Origin of the sequence: Pseudofrancisella aestuarii, assembly GCF_003574475.2 — a bacterium.
GTDB classification, from domain to species: domain Bacteria; phylum Pseudomonadota; class Gammaproteobacteria; order Francisellales; family Francisellaceae; genus Francisella; species Francisella aestuarii.
In genome coordinates this window covers 548,729-568,494 of sequence record NZ_QLIS02000002.1, presented here as the reverse complement: position 1 = coordinate 568,494, position 19,766 = coordinate 548,729, and the positions used below count along the sequence as shown (strand labels likewise).

Genomic DNA, 19,766 nt, shown 5'->3' with positions numbered 1-19,766 from the left:
GAACATAAAATTTGAGAAATACATACACAAACTAAAGCACTCCACGTCGACACACATTTTAAACGACATGACAGTTCTGCTACCTTTCAATATCAGAACCAAGATCACCAATCATAAACTGAGTAATCTTTCGGCATAAGTTCTATCTTTTCTAATGATCGTCGGGGTTTATGCACCTAACATTAGAGATATAACTTACGCACCTCTTTAATTACACTTCTTCTAGAATCTAGAATTTTGAAGTGTTTTTTGAGTCTAACACTCTAAAACACCTCACACAACCTTTTTTTTACACCAAAAAATTTTAATTCTTAAATTTCTTAAATTCTCTTATCCAAAATCTTTGTGGAGATAATGCTTCTAAAAGCTTATTTGAGATAATATTTCGATCACATCTAATTAAATTAGAAATAATTTTTGCTGAAAGTAATGATGATGAAATACCTTTAGAACCAAATCCTGAAGATAAATATAAACCCTCTTCATAAATCACATTAGGCATTTTATTTTTAGGGTAGCCCTTAGATAATGGCTTAAAAAACATCTCTCTAAATAAATCATAATCCACTAGTTTACCTACTAAAGGTAGATGATCTGATGTGACACATCTAGTAGAAACTCTTGAGTCTAATATAGATTCCATAGGAATATACTCTTCTGGGAAAATTTCTTTTATATGATTTAAATTTTCTTGGTGATCACAATCCCTAACCTCTCCAGAAGTATCGCTATTTTCTCTAAAAGTTGCACCAACAACCTGAAGATTATTTAGGTAATGAGGAATAAGATAGCCTTTATCCATGATAGTAAAATCAGTATTAATAGATTCTTTAATAACTGTTAGTTGCCCCTGTGATGGATATACTGGAATATTTTTCAAATAATCAATTTGATTAAATAACTCATATGCCCCTGCAAAGATAACAATATCAAACTCTTCTTGATAGTCTTGAAACTGTAATAACCACTTTTGATTTTGAGTTTTCTTAATAGTTTTTAATTCTGAATCTAATTTAAGCTTAGCTTCTGAAGAGTTTAACCAAATCTTACATAAAGATTTAGGAATCAAAGATAAGGCATTTGGATAATATATTGAATCATGATCAATCTTCTTCCCTAGAAGTTTAGAAGACTCTTTACTGTCTAGTAAAACTGCCAGATCTGAACTTATCTGCCTATTAGCAAATATTTTACTATATCTTAGTGCTTCTTTAGGATTGGATAAAACATGTAAAACACCTTTCGAGCAAATCTCTATATCAGCCTGATTTTTCTTGATGTAATCATTAAGAATCTCATATCCCAAGGTATGAAATTGCTCTGAGAAATTATTATCATTTGTAAGGTATGGTCTTAATATCCCAGCAAAATTTCCAGAGGCTTCTGAGGCAAAATCAGAATTTTTATCAATGATAGTAATTAAAAAATCTTTATGCTGACTTAGTTCATAAGCTAGTGCACAACCTGCTAGGCCAGCACCTATTATTGCAACTTTTTTACTCATTATAAAAAATACTATCTGGTAAATTTAGTTCTACAGTCTCATTAAAAAGCTTGTCCTGATAGTATGATATATCTGATAAATTAGATATATCTTTACCATAACCCTTAATACACGATTTCCTCATAGCACAAAATATTAAAACAGATCTATTTGAAATAGGAGAATCTATTCCATCATCTTTATTCCAACCCGGATCCCCAGAATCTTTTGCAATGAAAACGAAATAGTCTTTATCATCTTTTAAGACCTTTATATTACTAAAATCCTTATTTATACCCCAAACCATTCTAAAAATATTATATGCTTTTGACTTATTATCCCTATTCATAACTAGCTCTCTAAAAGCATCATTTAAATTATTTTTTTTAGTATATTCTAATAATTTTTCATTTACTGATGGATGTGTATATCCAAGAAAGTATTCATTCCCTTTATAGGAAAATGAAAGGGTCGAGTCAATAGGGATAAAATCTATAGAATCAACATCTTTTGCCACTAAGTTTATAGCTCCACCAGGTATTTTTACTGGTACAACATCTTTATTCTGTGCAAAGCAAATAGTAGAAAAGAAAAAAGAAATAACTAGTAGTATATTTTTTCTAAAAAAAGAGTTTTTAATCAAAATCATACGGTGTCATGCTCCAAAAAGCTTTATACCTTCTCTTTTTCTTTTTTGCTCAGCTCTTATCATACGAGCCTGTTTTGGATCGATAGTTAGCTCTCTATAAATTTCTAGCCTATCCTTATGCTTAAGCTCTGCATTTAAGTCAATTATCTCTGAATAAACGCCTAATTTAAGATTCTCAAGCTCAAGCTCTGAATACTTATCTAATATTCCAGATTTCTCTATAGCTTGTTTAGCAGTAATATTTTCTTCAAACTCCACAAAAAAAGATATTTGTTCGTTTGGAAGAGCGTATATTACTTCTACCTTATTCATTAGCTATAAACCTCTTCCGCTCTTTTACAGAATGCATCTAACATTTTATTAGCCAAACCTTTAAAAACAGGTCCCAAAGCCATTTCAACGAATTTATTTTCAAAAGCAAAATCCATTTCTAATGAAACTCTACAAGACTTATTTTCTTCTATAGGTTCAAAAGTCCAATGACCATTTAAGCTTTTAAAAGGTCCATTCATAAGCTTAAGATCAACTTTAGAATCTGGAACCATTGTATTATGAGTAGAGAAATCCAACTTCACAAAGCCTGATTTAATTTTCAAAGCTGCTTTGACTTCTGTCTCATTTTCTTCAAAAATCTCAATATCATAACACATCGGTAAGAATTCAGGATAACTTCTAACGTCATTTACTAAAGTATACATTTGATGACAAGTATAGTTTACAACAGCAGACTTATTAACAGTGTTCATTGTATTTAATCTTTATTAGTTTACTGATAACATATAGCCTTATATTCTATATCTTTTAGAAAAAAAATCTATGAAAAAAAATAAGGTTTCTCCAGCAACTATAGCGAGAAACAAAAAAGCCTTTCATGATTACACAATATTAGAAAAGTTTGAGGCTGGAATCGCATTAAAAGGCTGGGAAGTAAAAAGCATACGTGCTGGAAAAGTACAAATGGTTGATAGCCATGTCCACATTAAAAGAGGTGAGGCTTGGCTTTTCAACTGCTTAATCACGCCATTATTGTCTGCATCTACACATGTGGTAGCTGATCCTAGTGCGTCACGTAAACTACTACTACACCGTAGAGAAATAGATAGGATAATGGGTAGAGTTGAACAAAAAGGTTTAACTTGCGTGCCATTAGCTATGTACTGGAAAGGTCCTAATGTGAAAATTGAAATAGCTTTAGCACAAGGTAAGAAATCTCATGATAAGCGCCAAGCTGAAAAAGACAAAGACTGGAATCGTGAGAAAGATAGACTTTTCAAAAAGGCACATAAATAAATATGACAAGCACAGAAAAAAAGTTAAGACACTATATAACAAAAGCTGTGGCTGATTTTAACCTTCTTAAAAAAGGTGACAAAGTTATGCTTTGTTTATCTGGTGGTAAAGATTCTTTTGGTTTATTAAAAGTATTACATGGGCTAATAGCTGATAAAACTTACGAAATTGATCTACATGTATATACTCTTGATCAGTCTCAACCTGGTTGGGATGATAGTGAACTTAGGAAGTATCTAGATAACTTAGGTGTAAGTTATGAAATAGAGACAAAAAATACTTATGGTGTTGTTATAGATAAAGTTCCTGAAGGTAAAACTTATTGTTCACTTTGTTCTAGATTGCGCAGAGGAAATATCTATAGATATGCAAAAGATCATAATATGGATAAAGTAATATTAGGTCACCATCGTGATGATTTAATAGAATCATTACTGATGTCTATCCTCTATCAAGGACAAATAAAATCTATGCCACCTAAGTTTGTAACTCAAGATGGTGATAATGTAGTTATCCGCCCTATGGTTTATGTGCAAGAGAGAGATTTGATAGAGTTTGCAAAAGAGGAAAACTTCCCAATAATTCCATGCAATCTATGTGGCTCTCAGGAAAACTTAAAAAGAAAAAAAGTTAAAAAGCTTATTCAAGACTTAGCTCATGAAAATCCAAAAGTACCAAGTAATATTTTAAGCTCACTTTCAAATGTGTTGCCTAGTCATTTGATGGATAAGAATTTAATTTAGACTAACTAGAGAGAATACTAATAGCAGGATAAAAAGCCAGGCCCTCTTGACTTGATTTTTTCTTTTTTTCTCTCAATAAAGCCAAATAGTCAACTCTCCCTTCTAAAACTAATACCAAATCATAGCCATCCATGAGAATCATATTTCTACCTTGTGCTGCTGTTTTCTTAGCTGTCTCTGTAAAACCGCTAATAGAAATAAACAATCCTAAAGTAAGCTTATTTTTATTTTCTATTTTTTCTTTGAATAATATTATACTTGTATGATCAACTAGTTTTTCACAAAACTTAGTTTCCAATAAATAATCAACACTATCAAAACAAAAAGCTCCATCAATTTGTTCACCACTTATTTTATAAGAAGCTTTAGAATCTAAATCAAAATGTTCTCCAACTGCTTTTATGATTTTTTCCAAAATATAGCCTCTTTTTTGTGGAGGTTCAAAATTTAGTTTTTTAAAATCATCATAGATACAGTCTAATTTTTCTTGAGAGTATTTTTGGGCTCTTAGCTTTTCTTCATGCCTCTCTTTATATTCTTTACTTTTAATATGGGTTTCTTGTTTTTGTAAAAATGCTCTTGTTAACTCTGATAATCTTTTTATATTTCGTTTACATTCAAGAATCTGCTCTTTTTTATCTACGGCTAAAAGCTCTGAAAAATCTGTCCAGTTACTCAGAACTTCTATTATATGAATAATATCATCATAATAGTGGTCAATCTTTCTATTCAACCTATCAATGAATAAAGAAGCTACCTCTCTTTTATTAGCAGAAAAATCTATCCCTATTATTATAGTTGTATTTCTAATTGAATTTTTAATAAAATCTTCAAGACTATTTTTATACCAATATATAGTGCTAAGAGCATCCTTCATTGCTCTTAATATTTCAGGAGATATTTGTTTCATTACATTTCTATTAAAAAATGGTATAAATTTATAATATCATTTTAGAAATATAAAATCTTTTAACAATTAATTCTTATAAGCAACCATCCTAAGTCTTACATAATCAGCATACCAATCGCCATTATTAAATAGATCAGCTCTTGCGACTTCTTTTAATCTAGTAAAAAACTTTTCTTTATCTTCTACTCTCTCAAGTAAGTCAGCTCTAAAGTTAGTAACCCAATTGGTGATTCCATCCTCACCTTCTAACTTAGTTGGTCTATCAAATAAAACAGCAAATCGTACAGCGAAACCATTTTTCTCAAGTAAAGAGCTATATTCAGAAATACTTGGATAATAATTTTTAATGTGATAATCCGTAAGATTAAACTCTTGAGAAACAGTATTTATATGGAAAAGTAATCTATCTATATTACCCTTTCCACCCATTTCAAATACAAATCTACCATTTGGCTTAAGGACTTTAGCTACATTTTTTATTACAGCCTCAGCATTAATCATCCAATGTAAAGCAGCATTAGAGAAAACCGCATCAAAACTATTTTCCGAAAAGTCTAAACTCTGCTGAGCATCCGCAACATGAAAATCGATATTTGGATAAAGCTTCTTTGCTCTATTAACCATATCCAATGAATAATCAACACCTGTTACTTTAGCACCTGATTCAGCTATGGTATTAGCAAGCCTACCTGTACCACATCCCAGATCTAAAATAATCTCATTAGATTTTGGAGCTAAAAGCTCTATAACATCATCACCATAGTTTGTGACAAAATTAGCCTTGCTATCATAAAGATCAGCATTCCAGTTATTTGCTGTTTTAATCATAAAAAAGTTTAGAAAATTTGGAGATAAATAAAGTATAAGATTTGAAACTATAAGAGTCTAGAAATAAAATTTTAACGAATTATCATTATAGTAACTATCTGAATCTTTTTTCATATCAGAGAATCTATTTCTAACTTTATAATCATCTTGAGATGAGTACCTAAATCCTGAATTCATATTATTTAGCGCCATGGAACAAATCGGCATCATTAATAAAAAACCTATTGTTAGTTTTATTGTTTTTTTCATAACTCTCTCTTATTTCTAAAAAGCTTATCTTATTTGCATACTGTCTATTTGATTATCTATATATGGATCTTGGCCAAAACTATCTATCCCTTGAGATACATGTCTAAATCCAGCAGAAGATGGCTTAAAAGAACTTACACTAGCTAAAGCCACTGAGTAAACTGGCATAACTAAAAAACTACTTACTAATATTAAACTTATTATTTTTTTCATTTTATTTACCTTTATATAATTTGTATTTGTATTACTTGATCACTATGTTATACCCACAACCTATCAATGTGAAATATATTGATTTGATATGGTTAATAAGTTTTTCTTATAAGCTAATTGAAAACTTTTTAATGTCATATAAAAAATAGATTTTATTATAACGAGCCGAGAATTATCCTGCTAATCGCATTTCCATAAGTTGCTCATCATAGTTTCTAAGAGCTTCATTATAAGTCCCAATCCCTCTAGTGCTACCATTATTTTTAATAGCGTAATTGTATGAACCTGTTTGGTAATTGTTCACTCTCACGTATGATATAGAACAAATTGGTACGATTAATAAAACCACTACTAAGATTGCGCCTATTATTTTTTCCATTACTTAAGTTTCCTTCCCTTTTATTTTGTTGTTTTAAAAATTAAGTGGAAAGAATCTTACATCGATAAAAACTAAATGTTAAATTGATTGATTTTATATGGCTTATAAGTTTTTTTGATAAGGATAAGTGATATACAAACTAGCCGAGATTCTGAATAGCCGCACTATAGCTACCCATACTTGAAACATCATGCCTAATAACTGAACCATATGAACTAGCTGAAACCACTCGTATATATGACATTGAGTAAACTGGCATTATTAACAAACTACTAACCAATACTAATTTTATTATTCTTTTCATTTTGATAACCTTCTGTAATTTAATATCTTTTATTACCGATAATCTTATACTTTCTGTTATTTAAAATTAAATATATTGATTTTATAAAATCTATAAGTTTTTATTATAAAGATGAGATAAAATAGAGATTTTATTGGATTTTGTGACATTAAATATAATTATTTAATGATTCCTAGAGACTAATTTTTGACAAACTTGATCTAATGATATCCCTTTTTCCCTTAGTAAAACTAGTAAATGAAATAATAAGTCTGCTGTTTCAGAAACTAGCTCATCATTAGAGTCTTGCTTCATAGCCGCAATTACAACTTCTACACCTTCTTCACCAACTTTTTGAGCTATCCTTGGTAAACCTTTTTTAAATAAGCTAGAAACATAACTATTCTCTGGCAACCAATCTTTTCTTTCTGCAATTAGTTTTTCTAGTTTATCTAAGATATAAAAAGAATTTGATTCTTCATTCTTGGTAAAACAAGATTTACTACCTGTATGACAAGTTGGCCCATAAGGTATAGCTTTTATAAGTATAGAATCGTTATCACAATCTATTGAAACATCCACTAATTCAAGAAAGTGTCCACTCTCCTCACCTTTAGTCCATAAGCGATTTTTACTACGGCTATAGAATGTAACTTTTTTTATCTCTAATGTTTTCCTTAAAGACTCTTTATTCATATAGCCTAACATTAGAACTGTACTATCCACTGCGGACTGGATAATAGCTGGTACTAAATCATCCATTTTTTTCCAGTCTATAGACTCTATAATTTCATTACTCATTTTAATCCTTCACTATTCTTACAGGTATATTATTTTTTGAAAGCTCTTTCTTTAATCCTGGTATAGCTATAATGTCATCATGAAATACACTAGCAGCTAAAGCTCCATCTATATTTGTATATTTAAATACATCAACAAAATGCTGAATCTCTCCAGCACCACCAGAAGCTATAACAGGAATAGAAACACCAGATTGAACTTCTCTTAAATGCTCTAAATCATAACCTCCTTTTACACCATCATGATTCATACAATTAAGGACTATCTCACCGGCTCCTCGAGATTCAACTTCTTTTGCCCAACTGACAGGGTCTAATAAAGTTTGGACAGTCTTATCTGCACTACCTGTATACTGACAAACCTTAAACTCTCCATCAATGAATTTGCTATCTATTCCTACTACCACACACTGTGTCCCAAACTCGTATACCAGCTCATTTATTAAGTCTGGTCTAGCTAATGCTGCTGAATTTACAGATATCTTATCTGCCCCTTCATTAAGGATAGCTCTAGCATTTTCTACAGACTTTATTCCACCAGCCACACAAAATGGGATATTAATCTTTTTAGCTATTTCTTGTATCCATTTTATAGAAAGTAGCTTATTATCTGGGCTTGCTCCAATATCATAAAACACCAGCTCATCAGCTCCTGCCTCTGAATATTTCTGAGCAAGCTCAATGATATCGCCAATAACTCGATGATTTCTAAATTTCACACCTTTAACAACCACACCATCTTTAACATCAAGGCATGGGATTATTCTTTTAGTTAGCATTCTAAAGCCTCTTGAAGTGTAAATTTATTTTCATATAAAGCTTTACCAATAATTACTCCATATGCATCCTGTTCTTTCAATATCTTTAAATCCTCTAACTTACCAACTCCACCAGAAGCCATAAATTTAATATCTGGATATATTGATGAATAAACTCTATACAACTCAAAATTCGGACCTTGTAACATACCATCTCTTGAGATATCAGTACACAACACATATTCAAGACCATCAGCAAGGTAAGTTTGAATTATCTGATCTAAAGTAATTGTACTAGATTCTTGCCAACCATGTGTTGCTATATAGGGAGTTCCTTCTTTAATAAAAACATCTAGAGCTAAAACTATTTTCTCAGCTCCATATTTCTCAAAAAACTTCTTAGTTAACTCTATATCTTTAACAGCTAAACTTCCTATAACCACCCTATCAACACCGATTTCTAGAAGCTTATCAATAGTTGCAAAATCCTTAATACCTCCACCAACCTGTAGAGTCATATTACAGTTATCTCTAATTTGTTGTATAGTTTCAAATTGACAAGTTTGGCCTTTTTTTGCACCATCTAAATCTACCACATGGATAAATTTAGCTCCTGCCTGCTGATATGAATTAGCTACATCTTTTGGCTCTAGCTGATAAGTAGTAGTTTTATTAAAGTCACCCTTTTCTAAGCGAACACATTTACCATTTATTAAATCTATTGCTGGAAATATATTCATCTATAGAGCCCCTTTTATAAAGTTTTGTAAAAGTCTCATTCCTATTGCTCCTGACTTTTCAGGATGAAACTGTATTCCATAGAAATTATCTTTATTTACTATAGCAGTAAAGTTATTAATATAATCATTTGTCGCTAATGAATAATCATTAATCTCAGCATAAAAACTATGCACAAAATATACAAAATCATCTTCTGCTATATTCTGAAACAAAAAATGATCTTTATTTATATTTTGTAAACTATTCCAACCCATATGAGGAATGCTAAAACCTTGAGTTTTTCTAAAAGATTTTACCTTTTCATTAAAGATACCTAAACATTCTGTATCACCCTCTTCAGAATGACTATACATAATTTGCATTCCCAAACAGATTCCCAATACTGGCTGTTTAAGTTGTGAAATAACAGTATCTAAACCATATAATCTTAGATTCTCCATAGCTGACTTAGCATGACCAACCCCAGGAAGTATTACGCAATCTGCCTTTTTTATTTCTTCAGCGTCATGTGTTAGAAGTATTTCTTGACCTAATTTCTCAAATGCATATTTTATTGAAGCAAAGTTACTACCACAACAGTCTATTATTGCTATCATAACACTCCCTTAGAACTAGGAATTTCAGCAATATTACTCTTAGCTATAGCTTGCTTTAAAACTTTTCCTAAGCCTTTAAAACATGCTTCAATCATATGGTGAGTATTTTCACCAGTAACCTTTATATGTAGAGTTGCTTTTAACCCTTCGGCAAAAGACACAAAGAAATGTTTTACTAATTCTACAGATAAGTCACCAACCATTTCTCGATCAAAATTAGCTTCAAAGGAACAGTAACTTCTACCACTTAGATCTAAAGCTACCTCAACTAAAGCCTCATCCATTGGCAATAAAAAACCATAACGATTTATACTATATTTATCACCAAGAGCTTTTGCTATAGCTTGTGAAAAGCTTATCGCAACATCTTCAACGCAGTGATGATCATCTATATGTAAATCACCTTTAGCTATAATTTCAGCACTTATACCAGCGTGTTTTGCTATTTGATCTAACATATGATCAAAAAAACCAATACCTGTTGCTATATTTCTCTTACCTGGAACATCTAAATTAACCTTCACAGAAATATCTGTTTCATTAGTAACACGTTTTATTTCAGCAACTCTAGGCTTGTTCAATATAGCATTTACAATATCGTCCCAAGTTTCATACTCACCCTCGCCTATTTGGATAGGATTCACTTTTATGTTATTTGCCAACTGAACATCAGTTATTCTGTCACCTATCACATAACTATCTTTTAATGAAATTCTTTGTTCAACTAAATAGTCCATTAGTAAACCAACTTTAGGCTTGCGACAATTGCAATCTTCATGACTAAAATGTGGACAGATTAATATATCATCAAACTCAATTCCTTGAGATTTGAATATTTTAAGCATTAGATTATGAGGAGCCTCAAAATCAGCCTTTGGAAAAGATTCTGTTCCTAAGCCATCTTGGTTTGAAATCATCACTAGCTTAAATCCAGCAGATTGCAGTTTCTTTAATGCTTCAAAAACCCCTTCAAAAAATTCCAGTTTTTCTATACTATCAACTTGCTTATCAATAGGTGGCTCAACAATCAGAGTTCCATCTCTATCTATAAATAAATATTTACTTTGTTTCATATTCATTACTTAACTTTTCTAATACTTCTATTAACTTCTTATTTTCAGACACTGTTCCTACGCTTATTCTTAACATTCTTTCATCATTAAAAAAATGTGCCATAGAGCGAACAACTATCTTATTATCTATTAATTTATTAAAGATTCCTTCTTTAAATCTTACTAAAATAAAATTAGCATCTGATAACCATAATTTATCAACTATTTTCATCTCAGATAGTTTCTCATATATATATTGTCTTTGGACTTTTACTTCTGATACTTGGTGAGCTATCTTATCTAAACTTTTTTCATCAAGTAGTCCTAATATAGTACTTTCTGTAGTTTTTGGAATTGGATATGGAGCTAGTATTTTTCTTAACCAGAGAATTCTATCAGAATTTGTGATTACAACTCCTAATCTAAGTCCTGCCATCCCGAAAGATTTAGATAAAGTCCTCAGCACTACAAGATTTTCATATTTATTAATAAGACAAGCCGCTGATTTCTCATAACTAAACTCAATATATGCCTCATCAACTACAACTATACACTTACCAGCTAGTTTATTAAGAATAAACTCAATATCCGCTAACGGTATAGATTTTCCAGTAGGATTATTAGGAGTACATAAAAAAAGCAATTTACAATCATTAGAGATATTATCTAGAAGTTGAGAAACATTAATCTCAAAATCATTTTCTTCTTTTAGCTTTATAGTTTTATATTCTACTCCTTGTAATTGAGCTGCTATTTTATACATTCCAAATGTAGGCTCAACTGCAAAAATAGAATCCTTTTGGTATTCACAATAGAGTCTAAATAAAAGATCAATTCCTTCATCACTGCCTCTAGTAACTAGCAAATCACTTTCATTAACTTCATATATACTAGCCAACTTTTGAACCAGTTTCTTCGGCTGTGGTTCAGGATAACGATTATATAAATTCTCATCATTATAAGGAGATTCATTAGCATTTAACCATATATCTCCATCCACTTTTAAAGAGCGTGCAGATGAATAAGCACTAAATTTTTGTAAATCTTTACGAATAAGATTTTCTGTGGTTTGTTTTTGCATACTTTATAAACTCTCCAAACGAATAGCTATTGCATTTTCATGAGCTTTGAGACCCTCTATATCAGCTAATCTCATTGCCATTTTACCTATATTTTTTATACCTTCTTTAGACACATTTTGAATACTTATTGCCTTCATGAAATCTATGGTTGCTAAACCACTATACGCCTTTGCATAACCATAAGTTGGTAAAACATGATTTGAACCAGTAACATAATCCCCTAAAGCTTCTGCCGCCCAAGGACCAACAAATACCGCTCCAGCATTTTCAATTTTTTCTACATAGTCATCAGCATTTTTAATATTTAATATAAGGTGCTCAGATGCATACTCATTAGCTATATTAATTGCTTCATCAACAGATTTTATAACTATAATTGCACTATTTAATAAAGATTTTTCAATTATCTCTTTTCTTTGAGCAATACTTGTTTGCTTGATAACTTCTTCTTTTACTTTGTTCGCTAAATTTTGACTATCTGTAATTAACAATGCTTGAGAGTCCACCCCATGCTCAGCTTGAGCTAATAAATCTGCAGCAACGAACTTTGGATTAGCACTTTCATCTGCAATCACTAATACTTCTGAAGGCCCAGCAGGTAAATCTATCGCTGCACCCTGACTATCATGAGAAACTTGTTGCTTTGCCTCTGTAACCCATGAATTACCAGGACCATAGATTTTATTTACTTTAGGTACCGTCTCTGTACCATACGCTAAAGCAGCTATAGCCTGAGCTCCACCTAATTTATAAATACTAGATACATTACAGATATCTGCAGCTATTAATATTAATGGATGTATATTCCCATTTTCGTCACATGGTGTAGTAACATAAACTTCTTTACAGCCTGCAATTTGAGCTGGAGCTGCTAGCATTATTAAAGTAGAAACCAATGGCGCTGATCCACCAGGAACATACAATCCAACTTTTTCAATTGGCTTATATACTTTCTTACAAACCACTCCATCATTTGTATCACAAACTGTAGTTTTTGGCTTCATCACCGCGTGGTAATTAGATATACGAGCTATTACTTTTTTTATAAGTTTAATTTCTTCTTCTGAAACTAATGTATAAGCATTCTCTATTTCAGTCTTAGAAACCGTAATACTTTTTAAATTAGCTTTATCAAATTTAGCTGTAAAATCTAAAAGAGCTTCATCTCCCTTTTGTTTTACTTCATCTAAGATGTTTCTAACTCCTGAAATTAGGCTATCTTTATTAGTATTAACAGGTCTAGATAAAAGCTCCTTTTGCTCCAATAAGCTAAGCTTTTGCCAATCTAACATTTTAATCATTTTTAACAAAACCTATTCAAGCATTTTTTCTATTGGTAGAACTAGTATAGAACTTGCTCCAGCTGCTTTTAATTTTTCTAGTGTGCTCCAGAAAACCCCCTCTTTCGTTACTAAATGAATAGCAACTTTAGTATCACCATATATAGGCATAATAGTCTGCCCCTCATGACCTGGAAGAATATGAGCAATATCATTTGCCGCATTTTTATCAATATGGAACATAATATACTTACGCTCTTGAGCATGCTTAACACCTTCAATCCTTCTCAATAAAAGCTGATAATATTCTTCTAATTCTGGTTTGAAATTTTCATTTGAACGAATCAATACTGCCTGACTCTTCATAACTGTATGAATCTCTTTAAGATTGTTCTCTTCTAAGGTTCTTCCTGTAGAAACTAAATCACATATAGAGTTTGCCATTTGCAAATTTGGTGCTATCTCTACAGATCCTGAAATTGAGAGAGGATCCAGATTTAATCCATATTCTTTTGAAAATTTTTGCACTAAATATGGATAAGATGTAGCTATTCTAGTGTTTTTTAATTGATCTAAATTATCACTAGCATCATTTGGTACAGCTATAGATAATCTACAATATCCAAAGCCTAATTTCTTATCATTAATAATGTCATTCTTTTTTGTAGTATCTTTAATGCTTAACAAATATTCTTCTAAAACATTCTCACCAACTATACCAAGGTCACAAACATTACCATTTACCATAGTTGGAATATCATCATCTCTAACAAAAAGAAAATCTACAGGAGCATTTATAGAGTGGCAAAGTAAATTACTTTTACTAGAAAACTCAACTTTAATACCTATTTTGCTAAATAGCTCCATTGAGCTATCATGTAAACGCCCTTTCTTTTGAATAGCTATTCTTAATCTATTTCTCATTATAACTACTATAGCTCCTCTTTATTAATTCGATCATAAATAATATTGTAACCGCCAGTTCCATATGTAATACAACGAGCTATTCTACTTATAGTAGTCAAACTAACTCCTGTATCAGCATGTATCTGTCTATATGACTTATTCTTTTTAATTTCTTTAACCACTCGCCATCTAGCAGCCATAGCCATTAAATCTACTGGGGTACACAAATCTTCAAAAAACAATTTTGCTTCTTCTGCATTTTCAAATTTGGTAAAAGTCTCAAATAGATCTGATAAGTTCTTATCATTATCTTTGATTTCTGACATTTAAGATTTATTCAATTTACTACTGTACTAGCATATTAATACACTAATACAAGTATTACAAACAAATTTTAAAATTTTATATAAAATATAGTTTAAAGACTATTAAAATATACTAATGCGCCTACCATTAAGGCAATAATAAACAAGATAATTAATACATTAAAATGATTTTTATTTTTTTCATATCAAACCTTAACTATCTTTTTTTATTAAAACTTTTATATAAAACATAATATAGAAATACAAAACTAAAAAATGCAATTATCAAACTTATTAGTGAAGCTGTAGAACTTATATGCTGATAGTAACCAGAAATATCACCATTACCATCACCCATCCCAGGACACTTAAAATTGCCACTATAAATAACACCAGCACCTCCAAGTGTAGAACAGTAAGCTAGCATGGCTCCTGAAGCAGAAAAAGCATATATCTTACCAGTAACAAAAGCAACGACCCAAATAAGCGCTGATATAACTAGTGATATTAATAGAGGTCGAACAAATATTTCTTCATTTGATTTATTATCTTCTTGGTCAATATTTATAGCCGAATAACTATTAGACTGCTGCAATATTTGCTGATCATCTTTCTGCTTAACCTCAATCTCTGTTTTCTTGTTAGAAATATCATTAATCTTATCTATATTTAAGCTAGTATTTTGATCAAAAGGTGCTAGCTCAGCATCTATATTAAGATACTTACTTCCATTTCTGACAATTAACATTGCTAGTGCAATAATATATGCTTCACCATATGTTGCACTCATATACTTTGTCTCAAAAGGCAGCACTATAAAAGCAACAAAAAATATAACAATCCAGCTTATCTTTAAACTTGTTTTATTCAGTATAAAAACAAGCAAATATGAGTACACAATAAAACTAATAATATTTGTTGTCATATTCAACACTGAGTATGCACTTTCTCGAGCTTCTCCCTGTAAATCAACTGTATATGTCCAAGCTAGTAAGAAATAACCCCCTATAACAAAAAGTCCAACAATGACATAAATAATATTTTTTAGGCTCTTATAGCTTGTCGCCATACATGTCAATATACTACTAAATACTATGACAAATGCTACAAAGATTAATCCATCAGCAATCTTAGTTATCATAATATATGAATTAAAATCCACACCATTAGTGTTATATAATTTATTTGCTAAAAAGCTAACAACATATCCTATAAACACTGCTAATAATGCAATAGCTGCTAATATTCTTAATAACTTATTAGCTTGCAATCTTTTATTAGTTACTTCTATCTTAGGATCTGATAAAAGCATCATAATCGTTAATACAAATAGTATAAGTGATAATAAGCCTACAAATACGCTAAAAAATATATATGATGAACTATGATAGTATGAAGCTAAATAAAATATAGAAGATAAGCCTGAGAATAATATATATATAATCCCAAACCAATAGAATAATCTAACTGTTATATTATTTGTATATTTTCTCCATATTGATGGCATCAAAACAAGTGGAAACATTGCCAGTAATGACGCAGCATAAACACTCATCGACCTAAAAGATACAGCAAGATCTGTACCACCGAAATAAGCAAATAACACATAAACTATTGAATAACCAACAACAACTATTGATACTCTTATAAGAAGCTTATTTGTTAATTTGCGCTCCAGTAAGTTCTGTATAAACAGATTATTTAACATATAAATAAGAAAATACCAAAATAACGCAAAGCCTAATATAACTAATTCAAATATTGCAGCTAACATAAAAATCCAATTTATTACTAGTTAATATTCAATAATTTAAGTAGTTCTAGGAAACTATCATACTCTTGTAACCTAAGCTCTCTAAAATCATTAGGAAATTCTTTTGATAATTCATTATTTAAAAATCTTTCTATATTTATACTATGATTATCTATACAAACGAATCTTATATTATTTTGATTTGTTATAATATTTAACCTAAAGTCAAATAAGCTTTTCTTATAAAAATCTATAAGGCTAACAATCCTCGCAGCATCAAAATAGTTACTTGCCGGAATACTATCACTATCTTCATATGAAACTTTATAATTTTTATTAAATTCTGGGGAAGCTGTTATTTGACTAGATTTATTACCAAAAACTCTAAATATTGAGTACTTAGCTTTTAGTTCAAAATTAAAATTAGGTAAGCTATTAAGATTGTATAATAATATAAAATTTTTCTGATATTTTTTATAAACAGTATTATTATTAGAATCTTTATCTTTCTTTTTATAAAAATAAGATCCTATTAAATATTTTATGGATCCATTCTTATACTCTCGTATTTCTTCAATCCCATAAGAAGCATCACCTTTAGGATATTTAACTTGATATAGTAAAACTGGTAAAATATCTTCTTCTGTATGCTTAAAATTATATTTAATGGCTAATAATTTATCTCTCAGAAAATATCCTATTTTGCTCTCAAGATTAAAGTTATTAATACTTTTAGAAAAAAACTTATAATAGAATTTTGAATATAAAAATAATACTGGTAATAAAGAAATAAACCATAAAAAACCAAATATTGCTCCTAAAAAAAAACCAATAAAACTATCAATAAAATCTATAATACTAAAAAACAGCCCACTATATAAAAATATAAACAATGTAAAAGAAAAAAAGAAACCAAAAAAGTGAAATATTGGTATAAAACGAGACTTTCTCTTAAAATGATTTTTTTTAAATATTGTTTCTACTTTTTCATAAAAGGTATTTATATCTAGATTAGTATTTATCTCACTTTCTAACTCTCTCAATAACACTTCATTTTTAAGCATTTATAATCCTTAGAAGTTTGGCTTAAATCCACCTAGAGAGTCTTCACTTTTACTATGTTGAAAACTATCAAGCTTATGTTTTTTGAGAAAAATAATGTTAATAATAAAATGAGGAAACATTGTAATACTATCATTAAATGCATTGACACAAGAGTTAAAGATTCTAATCGATGATGTTACATTGGTGTAGTTGTCTGACAAACTGTCCATAAACTTAAGATATACTGTATTTGCTTTTAGCTCAGGGTATTGCTCTAAACGAACATTAAGTTTAGACATCAGCTGTTGAGTCTCATCGTAACTTTTTGATAACTTTTTAACATCTACATCATCCGATGAAACTTTTTTGATACTCTCTCTCAAACTAACTATATCGGTAAGAGTAGCTTTTTCATAATCTTTATAGCTATTCAAATTAGCCTCTAACCTAGGTATAAGCTCAAGAAGTTGTTTTTGATAAGCTACAGTATTTGACCATGCTCTTTTTGCATTATTTTCATTAATAATAATGTTGTTATATAACCTAATCGGCAGATAAACAATGCTCACAATAATTACTATAAATAGAGCTAATATAAATAAATATTCCATAATGAATTCGTAGAGCTTAAAATAAAAGTCTATAAAACCCTCAACAATAAATCAAGTTATGCCTTAATATCATTTTATAAAAACATGTCTCACCAAGTAGTATAAAATCTTATTTCATTAGATTAAAATGATTAGTAAACATTAATAACTACCTTGATAATTATAACTCTTTCCATCAAGTGTTACATTAACAAGATAATCCGTATGATTATCATCAATACACATAATACCGACAATACACTTTTCATATGAGCCAAAAGGATCTTCTCCATCCCATAGATAGGCATCATACGTCTCTCCAGAAACCCCTCTATCAAAAAAGCCTGTTGTCCCAAGATATACGAGCCCACATTGAGGGTTAGATAATGTTACTTTTAATTTCCCTAAAGTGGCTGTTGCTGTGCCATTGTAAGATATAATATCATTTGGTAAGTTTTTAAAACCAATAACCTTATACTTTCCATTAGGTATAAATAAATTAATAAATCTTCCTTTAGGAACTAAAGGAAGATTACTACATGATGTAATCAAAATTAACAAAAGTAGCATTACTCCAGATTTTATTCTATTCACCGTTTGACTTTCACCCCTTTCTACTAAATTATTTAGAATCTTATTAAATTATTTTACGATACTTATAAGCTCACGGGCTTGAAGGGCTTTTGACTTTGCATGATCAACATCATCACCTTTTACCAAAACAACACCCATTCTTCTCGAACCTTTTATTTCTGGCTTTCCAAAGAGGTAAACATCTACATTGTGTATACTCAATGCATTCTCAACACCCTCAAATTCTGGAGCATCTGAATCACCATCTAATAAAAGTGCAGCAGAAGCAGATGGAGCTATATTTGAAATTTTATCTGGCACTGGTAATCCTAAGATCGCTCTCAAATGTAAATCAAACTCATTTATCCTTTGAGATATTAACGTAACTAAACCTGTATCATGAGGTCGAGGAGAGACTTCATTAAAGTAAACCTTTTCTCCCTGAACAAAAAGCTCAACTCCAAAAATACCATATCCACCTAAAGCATCTGTTACTTTTTTAGCTATATGTTGTGCCTGTTTAAGAGTATTCTCAGGCATCGCTTGTGGTTGCCAAGATAGCTGATAATCTCCTTTTTCTTGTATATGTCCGATAGGTTCACAGAAAGAAGTGCCTTTCTCATGACGAACTGTAAGAAGAGTTATTTCATAATCAAAAGGAATAAACTGCTCCACAATAACACTTTTTGCAGAGCCTCGACTGCCACTTTGAGCATACTGCCAAGCTTTTTGAATATCTTCACTTTTTTTAACTATTGATTGACCCTTTCCTGAAGAACTCATTACTGGTTTTATAACATACGGTAGTCCAACTTGTTTTACTGCTTGCTCATATTCTTTTTCAGTTTCAGCAAACATAAACCTTGTAGTCGGCAAATTAAGCTCTTCTGCAGCAAGGCGCCTGATGCCTTCCCTATCCATAGTTAACTTAACAGCCTTAGCACATGGAACAACTTTAAAGCCCTGATTCTCTAAATCAACTAACTCATCTGTAGCTATTGCTTCTATTTCTGGAACTATATAGTCAGGTTTCGTATTTACAATAAGACTTCTCAGTTGTAATTTATCTTGCATATCTAATACATAAGTCTCATGTGCAACATGCATAGCCGGGGCATTATCATATCTATCTGCAGCGATAACATACAGCCCTAATCTTTGTGCAGATATTGCAAATTCTCTACCTAACTCACCAGCTCCTAAAAGCAAAATTTTTCTTTGAGAATTAGTTTTAGCTGTTCCTAATTTCATTACTATTC

The 19,766-nt window shown here is 30.5% G+C and carries 26 protein-coding genes and 1 riboswitch; of the genes, 2 read left to right on the top strand and 24 right to left on the bottom strand.

Annotated elements, in window-relative coordinates:
* Window positions 1–26 precede the first annotated feature (26 nt).
* A riboswitch (Lysine riboswitch) is annotated at window positions 27–216 on the bottom strand.
* 88 nt (window positions 217–304) lie between these two features.
* Genes mnmC1 through DNK87_RS06810 form a run of 4 tightly spaced genes read right to left on the bottom strand, consistent with a single transcriptional unit; the run spans window position 305 to window position 2,878 of the window.
* On the bottom strand, window positions 305–1,504 hold the full coding sequence (mnmC1, locus tag DNK87_RS06825) for an FAD-dependent 5-carboxymethylaminomethyl-2-thiouridine(34) oxidoreductase MnmC1 (RefSeq protein ID WP_119330117.1): 1,200 nt from the start codon (window positions 1,502–1,504) through the stop codon (window positions 305–307).
* A complete protein-coding gene (locus DNK87_RS06820; RefSeq protein WP_119330116.1) occupies window positions 1,497–2,132 on the bottom strand; it encodes a hypothetical protein in 636 nt (211 codons plus the stop codon). Before DNK87_RS06820 ends, mnmC1 begins: the two co-directional genes overlap by 8 nt.
* A gap of 6 nt (window positions 2,133–2,138) precedes the next feature.
* Window positions 2,139–2,444: an RnfH family protein gene (locus DNK87_RS06815; RefSeq protein WP_119330115.1), complete on the bottom strand. Its 306-nt coding sequence runs from the start codon at window positions 2,442–2,444 to the stop codon at window positions 2,139–2,141.
* The gene (locus DNK87_RS06810; RefSeq protein ID WP_071664507.1) at window positions 2,444–2,878 is read right to left on the bottom strand and encodes a type II toxin-antitoxin system RatA family toxin; all 435 of its coding nucleotides are present in this window, start codon (window positions 2,876–2,878) and stop codon (window positions 2,444–2,446) included. The genes DNK87_RS06815 and DNK87_RS06810 overlap by 1 nt, the downstream gene beginning before the upstream one ends.
* Window positions 2,879–2,948: 70 nt before the next feature.
* On the opposite strand from DNK87_RS06810, the gene smpB reads away from it, so the two are divergent.
* Complete coding sequence (smpB, locus tag DNK87_RS06805) at window positions 2,949–3,422, top strand: SsrA-binding protein SmpB (RefSeq protein WP_119330114.1); 474 nt, start codon at window positions 2,949–2,951, stop codon at window positions 3,420–3,422.
* Window positions 3,423–3,424: 2 nt separating this feature from the next.
* On the top strand, window positions 3,425–4,165 hold the full coding sequence (gene ttcA / locus DNK87_RS06800; protein ID WP_119330113.1) for a tRNA 2-thiocytidine(32) synthetase TtcA: 741 nt from the start codon (window positions 3,425–3,427) through the stop codon (window positions 4,163–4,165).
* A 1-nt stretch (window position 4,166) separates the two neighbouring features.
* Here the strand turns inward: ttcA and DNK87_RS06795 are convergent, their stop codons facing one another.
* The 20 genes from DNK87_RS06795 to purT form a co-directional block, all read right to left on the bottom strand.
* Window positions 4,167–5,075 (bottom strand): restriction endonuclease, encoded by a 909-nt coding sequence (locus DNK87_RS06795; protein WP_119330112.1) that lies wholly within the window; start codon window positions 5,073–5,075, stop codon window positions 4,167–4,169.
* A 66-nt stretch (window positions 5,076–5,141) separates the two neighbouring features.
* On the bottom strand, window positions 5,142–5,903 hold the full coding sequence (locus tag DNK87_RS06790; RefSeq protein WP_119330111.1) for a class I SAM-dependent methyltransferase: 762 nt from the start codon (window positions 5,901–5,903) through the stop codon (window positions 5,142–5,144).
* 57 nt (window positions 5,904–5,960) lie between these two features.
* Entirely contained in the window at window positions 5,961–6,152 is a 192-nt protein-coding gene (locus DNK87_RS06785; RefSeq protein ID WP_119330110.1) for a hypothetical protein, read from the bottom strand.
* A 24-nt stretch (window positions 6,153–6,176) separates the two neighbouring features.
* Complete coding sequence (locus DNK87_RS06780; RefSeq protein WP_119330109.1) at window positions 6,177–6,365, bottom strand: hypothetical protein; 189 nt, start codon at window positions 6,363–6,365, stop codon at window positions 6,177–6,179.
* Between the two features lie 172 nt (window positions 6,366–6,537).
* Window positions 6,538–6,714 (bottom strand): hypothetical protein, encoded by a 177-nt coding sequence (locus DNK87_RS06775; RefSeq protein WP_154401833.1) that lies wholly within the window; start codon window positions 6,712–6,714, stop codon window positions 6,538–6,540.
* Window positions 6,715–6,883: 169 nt separating this feature from the next.
* Window positions 6,884–7,048, bottom strand: a complete 165-nt coding sequence (locus DNK87_RS06770; protein WP_154401832.1) for a hypothetical protein — start codon at window positions 7,046–7,048, stop codon at window positions 6,884–6,886.
* A 162-nt stretch (window positions 7,049–7,210) separates the two neighbouring features.
* Window positions 7,211–7,828, bottom strand: coding sequence for a bifunctional phosphoribosyl-AMP cyclohydrolase/phosphoribosyl-ATP diphosphatase HisIE (gene hisIE / locus DNK87_RS06765; protein WP_119330107.1), 618 nt, complete (start codon window positions 7,826–7,828; stop codon window positions 7,211–7,213).
* Between the two features lies 1 nt (window position 7,829).
* Window positions 7,830–8,606: an imidazole glycerol phosphate synthase subunit HisF gene (hisF, locus tag DNK87_RS06760; RefSeq protein ID WP_119330106.1), complete on the bottom strand. Its 777-nt coding sequence runs from the start codon at window positions 8,604–8,606 to the stop codon at window positions 7,830–7,832.
* Complete coding sequence (gene hisA / locus DNK87_RS06755; RefSeq protein ID WP_119330105.1) at window positions 8,600–9,325, bottom strand: 1-(5-phosphoribosyl)-5-[(5-phosphoribosylamino)methylideneamino]imidazole-4-carboxamide isomerase; 726 nt, start codon at window positions 9,323–9,325, stop codon at window positions 8,600–8,602. Before hisA ends, hisF begins: the two co-directional genes overlap by 7 nt.
* On the bottom strand, window positions 9,326–9,922 hold the full coding sequence (hisH, locus tag DNK87_RS06750) for an imidazole glycerol phosphate synthase subunit HisH (RefSeq protein WP_119330104.1): 597 nt from the start codon (window positions 9,920–9,922) through the stop codon (window positions 9,326–9,328). It abuts the gene before it with no gap.
* Window positions 9,919–10,995 (bottom strand): bifunctional histidinol-phosphatase/imidazoleglycerol-phosphate dehydratase HisB, encoded by a 1,077-nt coding sequence (gene hisB / locus DNK87_RS06745; RefSeq protein ID WP_119330168.1) that lies wholly within the window; start codon window positions 10,993–10,995, stop codon window positions 9,919–9,921. Before hisB ends, hisH begins: the two co-directional genes overlap by 4 nt.
* Window positions 10,982–12,055: a histidinol-phosphate transaminase gene (gene hisC / locus DNK87_RS06740; protein WP_119330103.1), complete on the bottom strand. Its 1,074-nt coding sequence runs from the start codon at window positions 12,053–12,055 to the stop codon at window positions 10,982–10,984. The genes hisB and hisC overlap by 14 nt, the downstream gene beginning before the upstream one ends.
* Window positions 12,056–12,058: 3 nt before the next feature.
* A complete protein-coding gene (gene hisD, locus DNK87_RS06735) occupies window positions 12,059–13,357 on the bottom strand; it encodes a histidinol dehydrogenase (protein WP_119330102.1) in 1,299 nt (432 codons plus the stop codon).
* A 12-nt stretch (window positions 13,358–13,369) separates the two neighbouring features.
* The gene (hisG, locus tag DNK87_RS06730; protein WP_119330101.1) at window positions 13,370–14,260 is read right to left on the bottom strand and encodes an ATP phosphoribosyltransferase; all 891 of its coding nucleotides are present in this window, start codon (window positions 14,258–14,260) and stop codon (window positions 13,370–13,372) included.
* Between the two features lie 8 nt (window positions 14,261–14,268).
* Entirely contained in the window at window positions 14,269–14,568 is a 300-nt protein-coding gene (locus DNK87_RS06725; RefSeq protein ID WP_119330100.1) for a YerC/YecD family TrpR-related protein, read from the bottom strand.
* A gap of 196 nt (window positions 14,569–14,764) precedes the next feature.
* Window positions 14,765–16,321: a hypothetical protein gene (locus DNK87_RS06720; RefSeq protein ID WP_119330099.1), complete on the bottom strand. Its 1,557-nt coding sequence runs from the start codon at window positions 16,319–16,321 to the stop codon at window positions 14,765–14,767.
* A 17-nt stretch (window positions 16,322–16,338) separates the two neighbouring features.
* On the bottom strand, window positions 16,339–17,364 hold the full coding sequence (locus DNK87_RS06715) for a hypothetical protein (RefSeq protein WP_119330098.1): 1,026 nt from the start codon (window positions 17,362–17,364) through the stop codon (window positions 16,339–16,341).
* Window positions 17,365–17,373: 9 nt separating this feature from the next.
* The gene (locus tag DNK87_RS06710; RefSeq protein ID WP_119330097.1) at window positions 17,374–17,955 is read right to left on the bottom strand and encodes a LemA family protein; all 582 of its coding nucleotides are present in this window, start codon (window positions 17,953–17,955) and stop codon (window positions 17,374–17,376) included.
* 141 nt (window positions 17,956–18,096) lie between these two features.
* Window positions 18,097–18,528 carry a hypothetical protein gene (locus DNK87_RS06705; protein ID WP_119330096.1) on the bottom strand — a complete coding sequence of 144 codons (432 nt, stop codon included), beginning with the start codon at window positions 18,526–18,528 and terminating at the stop codon, window positions 18,097–18,099.
* Window positions 18,529–18,576: 48 nt separating this feature from the next.
* Complete coding sequence (gene purT, locus DNK87_RS06700; RefSeq protein WP_119330095.1) at window positions 18,577–19,758, bottom strand: formate-dependent phosphoribosylglycinamide formyltransferase; 1,182 nt, start codon at window positions 19,756–19,758, stop codon at window positions 18,577–18,579.
* Window positions 19,759–19,766: the final 8 nt, after the last annotated feature.

Coding starts and splice junctions, on each gene's coding strand:
- mnmC1 (WP_119330117.1), bottom strand. CDS start 1,504: ATGAGTAAAAAAGTTGCAATAATAGGTGCTGGCCTAGCAGGTTGTGCA.
- DNK87_RS06820 (WP_119330116.1), bottom strand. CDS start 2,132: ATGATTTTGATTAAAAACTCTTTTTTTAGAAAAAATATACTACTAGTT.
- DNK87_RS06815 (WP_119330115.1), bottom strand. CDS start 2,444: ATGAATAAGGTAGAAGTAATATACGCTCTTCCAAACGAACAAATATCT.
- DNK87_RS06810 (WP_071664507.1), bottom strand. CDS start 2,878: ATGAACACTGTTAATAAGTCTGCTGTTGTAAACTATACTTGTCATCAA.
- smpB (WP_119330114.1), top strand. CDS start 2,949: ATGAAAAAAAATAAGGTTTCTCCAGCAACTATAGCGAGAAACAAAAAA.
- ttcA (WP_119330113.1), top strand. CDS start 3,425: ATGACAAGCACAGAAAAAAAGTTAAGACACTATATAACAAAAGCTGTG.
- DNK87_RS06795 (WP_119330112.1), bottom strand. CDS start 5,075: ATGAAACAAATATCTCCTGAAATATTAAGAGCAATGAAGGATGCTCTT.
- DNK87_RS06790 (WP_119330111.1), bottom strand. CDS start 5,903: ATGATTAAAACAGCAAATAACTGGAATGCTGATCTTTATGATAGCAAG.
- DNK87_RS06785 (WP_119330110.1), bottom strand. CDS start 6,152: ATGAAAAAAACAATAAAACTAACAATAGGTTTTTTATTAATGATGCCG.
- DNK87_RS06780 (WP_119330109.1), bottom strand. CDS start 6,365: ATGAAAAAAATAATAAGTTTAATATTAGTAAGTAGTTTTTTAGTTATG.
- DNK87_RS06770 (WP_154401832.1), bottom strand. CDS start 7,048: ATGAAAAGAATAATAAAATTAGTATTGGTTAGTAGTTTGTTAATAATG.
- hisIE (WP_119330107.1), bottom strand. CDS start 7,828: ATGAGTAATGAAATTATAGAGTCTATAGACTGGAAAAAAATGGATGAT.
- hisF (WP_119330106.1), bottom strand. CDS start 8,606: ATGCTAACTAAAAGAATAATCCCATGCCTTGATGTTAAAGATGGTGTG.
- hisA (WP_119330105.1), bottom strand. CDS start 9,325: ATGAATATATTTCCAGCAATAGATTTAATAAATGGTAAATGTGTTCGC.
- hisH (WP_119330104.1), bottom strand. CDS start 9,922: ATGATAGCAATAATAGACTGTTGTGGTAGTAACTTTGCTTCAATAAAA.
- hisB (WP_119330168.1), bottom strand. CDS start 10,995: ATGAAACAAAGTAAATATTTATTTATAGATAGAGATGGAACTCTGATT.
- hisC (WP_119330103.1), bottom strand. CDS start 12,055: ATGCAAAAACAAACCACAGAAAATCTTATTCGTAAAGATTTACAAAAA.
- hisD (WP_119330102.1), bottom strand. CDS start 13,357: ATGATTAAAATGTTAGATTGGCAAAAGCTTAGCTTATTGGAGCAAAAG.
- hisG (WP_119330101.1), bottom strand. CDS start 14,260: ATGAGAAATAGATTAAGAATAGCTATTCAAAAGAAAGGGCGTTTACAT.
- DNK87_RS06725 (WP_119330100.1), bottom strand. CDS start 14,568: ATGTCAGAAATCAAAGATAATGATAAGAACTTATCAGATCTATTTGAG.
- DNK87_RS06720 (WP_119330099.1), bottom strand. CDS start 16,321: ATGTTAGCTGCAATATTTGAATTAGTTATATTAGGCTTTGCGTTATTT.
- DNK87_RS06715 (WP_119330098.1), bottom strand. CDS start 17,364: ATGCTTAAAAATGAAGTGTTATTGAGAGAGTTAGAAAGTGAGATAAAT.
- DNK87_RS06710 (WP_119330097.1), bottom strand. CDS start 17,955: ATGGAATATTTATTTATATTAGCTCTATTTATAGTAATTATTGTGAGC.
- purT (WP_119330095.1), bottom strand. CDS start 19,758: ATGAAATTAGGAACAGCTAAAACTAATTCTCAAAGAAAAATTTTGCTT.